At 53.5% G+C, this 3,715-nt stretch carries 4 protein-coding genes; 1 reads left to right on the top strand and 3 read right to left on the bottom strand.

Going from position 1 to position 3,715, the window contains the following annotated elements; translation table 11 throughout:
- Positions 1-115: 115 nt before the first annotated feature.
- The 3 genes from PN477_RS20385 to PN477_RS20375 form a co-directional block, all read right to left on the bottom strand.
- Positions 116-1,174 carry a sulfotransferase family protein gene (locus PN477_RS20385; protein WP_272121869.1) on the bottom strand — a complete coding sequence of 353 codons (1,059 nt, stop codon included), beginning with the start codon at positions 1,172-1,174 and terminating at the stop codon, positions 116-118.
- 153 nt (positions 1,175-1,327) lie between these two features.
- A complete protein-coding gene (locus PN477_RS20380; protein ID WP_272121871.1) occupies positions 1,328-1,933 on the bottom strand; it encodes a TerD family protein in 606 nt (201 codons plus the stop codon).
- A 103-nt stretch (positions 1,934-2,036) separates the two neighbouring features.
- The gene (locus tag PN477_RS20375) at positions 2,037-2,609 is read right to left on the bottom strand and encodes a TerD family protein (protein WP_272121873.1); all 573 of its coding nucleotides are present in this window, start codon (positions 2,607-2,609) and stop codon (positions 2,037-2,039) included.
- A 22-nt stretch (positions 2,610-2,631) separates the two neighbouring features.
- Here PN477_RS20375 and lpxD point away from each other — a divergent pair, with 22 nt between their 5' ends.
- Positions 2,632-3,678 carry a UDP-3-O-(3-hydroxymyristoyl)glucosamine N-acyltransferase gene (gene lpxD / locus PN477_RS20370; protein ID WP_272147594.1) on the top strand — a complete coding sequence of 349 codons (1,047 nt, stop codon included), beginning with the start codon at positions 2,632-2,634 and terminating at the stop codon, positions 3,676-3,678.
- Positions 3,679-3,715: the final 37 nt, after the last annotated feature.

Genomic DNA, 3,715 nt, shown 5'->3' with positions numbered 1-3,715 from the left:
GGGATTGAGGGGGATCTTGCTTTTTAAGGGGGATTGAGGGGGATCTTGCTTTTTAAGGGGGATTAAGGGGGATCTTTGTCCCTCGTGTTGATGAAAACCACTGCATCTGCTGCGATTATGACTTTTTCCCGATTAAACTTTTGAGAAAACTAAAGATTGAGGTGCGGGCTTTGGGATCTTTAATCATCCGTTGCAGTTGATAGGTGGCAAAGACGAACGATGTGCCGATTAAATCAAACAAATCCCCCAGTTTTGGCGTGGGATTTGTCAGGGTATAGCCCGCCGATCGCATACTAGCCCCAGCCATTTTTTCACAGATAAAAATTTCCGTGGCGGTGAGTTCTTTGTTTTTGCCTTGATCTGAGGAAGAATTACCTTTTTCGAGGACGACATTGCCCACGACCTGGGTGTCTAAAAAGCGAGCGAGGCGATCGGCCACGGCTTCGGGGGTTTTGACGAGATCTTCAAATTTAATCGTTTCCACGGGGGCGCGATCGCGCTTCATAAACGATTGCACCGCCTCATAGGATTTTTTCCAATAGAGGGAGTAGACGAGGGGGTGATATTGGCGCGATTCCCCGTCCTGGCTGCCGTGCGTTTTCACTCGGGGCAAGCTCTTAAACGATCGCATCATCTTGCGAGGGTCGCGCAAAATATAGACGAACCGCACCCCCGGAAACAAGGTCGCCAACTCATCCAGATGGAGGAAATCTTGGGGCGTTTTATACCCCCAGCGCTGCTTTTGAGAATGGAACGCGAGGCGGGTGATCCATTCTTCAAGAACCTGGGGCCAGGTGAGGGGGTCTTGACCTTCTAGAGCAGTGCAGAGAGCCGTTTCCATGGCAAACGTATCATCCCAAGTCAAATTTGGCACATCAAAGTTTTCTTCGTATTTAATCTTGGCCCGCAATTGCCAGGTAATCGAGTTGATATAGTCTTTCAAAAGTTTGGGCTTTTGGGCTAAGTTCATCCGACTCGAAATTCCTAATGCTGCCGCTTTTTGATACGGATACAGATCATCGAAAACAAACCAGCCCTCTAGGCAGGATAAAACATGGGCAAGGTAGGAGGAACCACTGCGGGGCAACCCCACCACAATCACGGGGGCGGTGGATTGATGGACGATCAGTGCGGGACTCTTAATCACCGAGTCAAGGGTTGAAGGATCTGGCATGGGCTAGGACTTACGATTGAGGGATGATCAAGGCAGAAGAAACCAAAGCACCACAGACGGACAACGATCGCACGCAGGATAATCAAGACGATACCGCCTGACTCTCCATACTTAACCTATGATGCTGTTCAGCGTTCTGGTTCTTGCGTTTTCTTAATACTGCTTGAGGATATCTTTGAGGTTGTTGATCTGAATCCCATCGCCGATCGCTGCCAGTTGCCAGCCATTCCCCTCGCGATAGAGTTTCGCCATCAGCATCCCCGTCGAGCCTTGATAGTCTGCCCCAGAGAGGTTATAGCGGGCGATTTCGGTGCGGGTTTCCATATTTTCCAGGCGCACAAAGGCGTTGTTGACTTGGCTGAAGTCCTGTTTGCGATCGCGACAGCGATAAATATTCACCACAAACAACAGGGTTTGAATCTCGGCCGGAACCGCGTTCAAATCAACGATAATCTGTTCATCATCGCCGTCTCCGGCTCCGGTTAAATTGTCGCCTAGATGGGTAATCGCCCCGGAGGGATGGCGCAGGTTGCCAAAGTACACCATGTTAGGAATGTTGTTTTGGGTGCGGCACTTATCCTGCGCGTCTAGGCAGATCACCGTCGCATCGAGGTCAAGATCCGCCGTATTTTTGAACAACTGCATCAAGCCACCGGATTTTTTCGCTACATCCCACCCCAAGCCACACAGCACGCGAGTAAGTCCGGGTGCTTCTTTGACGAGGGAAATCTGTTGCCCTTTTTTGAGATTAATGCCCATGAGATTTTGAAGTGAAAGAAGAAAAATAGGACTCCCATCCCCAGGAATGGGAGCGATCGCCACTCAATCCCGATGATCCCATCAGAGATCGAACGCGCCCAGATTAACTATAGCGATCGAGCAACGCTTGTAAGCCGCCTTGATAGCCTTGGCCCACAGCATTCATCCGCCAGTCCCCATCTTTGCGATAAATTTCCGCCATGATCATCGCGGTTTCCGTGGAATAGTCTTCGCCCAGGTCGTAGCGCAACACTTCTTCTTTGGTTTCCACATTCACCAGGCGCACAAAGGCATTGTGAACTTGCCCGAAGTTTTGACCCCGTTGGGGGGCTTCGTAGATGGTGACGGTGAACACCATTTTTTGGATGTTTTCAGGGACTTTGCGCAGATCGAGGATCATCGCTTCATCATCGCCGTCTCCGGCTCCGGTGAGGTTGTCCCCCATGTGCTTGACGGATTGGTCAGGATCGGGACTGGTCAGGTTATTGTAAAAAATGAAATGGCGGTCTGACGGGATTTTTTCGTTGGCATCCAGGAGGAAGATCGACGCATCCAAATCAAAGGGTTGACCATCGGTAGAACGAGCATCCCACCCTAAGCCGATAAAGGCGGCTTTGAGTCCGGGGGCCAATTTTTCGAGGGAAACTCGTTGTCCTTTTTGGAGAGAAACTGCCATTGTTGTTGTCTCTAATTGTGCAATGAAATTTAGTGAACTGTTAGAACGCTTTGAGGCGGACTGGGTGCAGAGTGATAGCCTCTCGCTTGGTAGCCATTGTAACCCGGTCTTGAACGGGGTCGCGGCCGTAGAAACCGCACGATCGGGAACGATCAGCTACATCGAGGGGGATAAATTTGCGGCGCAGGTGGATAGGACGGCGGCCAGTGCGTTGATTTTGCCGGTGGATGAGGGGTTACAGGCCCGGGCGACGGCCCGGGGCATTGCGTGGGTGGCGACACCGGAGCCGCGCTTGCTGTTTGCTGTGGCGATCGCCCAATTCTACCAACCCTACCAACTCGCGCCCCAAATCCACCCGACGGCGGTGCTTGATCCCTCGGTGCAGGTGGGGGTTGATGTGGCGATCGGGGCCCATGTGGTGATTGAGCGGGGGGTGACGCTGGGCGATCGCGTCTGTATTTTCCCGAATACGGTGATCTACCCCGATTGTGAGATCGGCGCGGGGACGGTGATCCATGCCAACTGCACAATCGAAGAGCGCACGGTGATCGGGGCTGACTGCATTATCCACAGCGGCGCGGTGATCGGCGGCGAGGGGTTTGGGTTTGTGCCCCATCCGCCCCAGGGTTATGTGAAGATGAACCAGTCGGGGCGGGTGATTTTGGGCGATCGCGTCGATGTGGGCTGTAATTCCACCATTGACCGCCCCTCGGTGGGGGTGACTCAGATCGGCACGGGCACGAAAATTGATAACTTGGTGCAAATTGCCCATAACTGCACCGTGGGCGACCATGCCGTGATGTCGGCTCAGGTGGGCCTATCGGGACAGGTGACGGTGGGCAATTGGGCGATTTTGGCGGGTCAGGTGGGGGTGTCGAACAAAGTGAAGATTGGCGATGGTGCGATCGCGACGGCCCAATCTGGCCTGCATCGGGATGTGGGCCCGCAGGAGGTGGTGTCTGGCAGTCCTGCGATCGCTAATTCCCTCTGGCTCAAGGTGTCGGCGGTCTACAGCCGCCTCCCGGAAATCTACCAAACCCTCCGCCAACTCAAACGCGCCGCGAAGTAGCGACCCTCACCCAACCCTCTCCCCCAGGAGAGGGCTT

The sequence above is a fragment of the Spirulina subsalsa CS-330 genome (assembly GCF_028330765.1).
Lineage (GTDB): Bacteria > Cyanobacteriota > Cyanobacteriia > Cyanobacteriales > Spirulinaceae > Spirulina > Spirulina subsalsa_A.
Note: the sequence above shows the minus strand (reverse complement) of the source record. Positions and strands in the feature narration are given on the sequence as shown.

Coding starts and splice junctions, on each gene's coding strand:
- PN477_RS20385 (WP_272121869.1), bottom strand. CDS start 1,174: ATGCCAGATCCTTCAACCCTTGACTCGGTGATTAAGAGTCCCGCACTG.
- PN477_RS20380 (WP_272121871.1), bottom strand. CDS start 1,933: ATGGGCATTAATCTCAAAAAAGGGCAACAGATTTCCCTCGTCAAAGAA.
- PN477_RS20375 (WP_272121873.1), bottom strand. CDS start 2,609: ATGGCAGTTTCTCTCCAAAAAGGACAACGAGTTTCCCTCGAAAAATTG.
- lpxD (WP_272147594.1), top strand. CDS start 2,632: ATGAAATTTAGTGAACTGTTAGAACGCTTTGAGGCGGACTGGGTGCAG.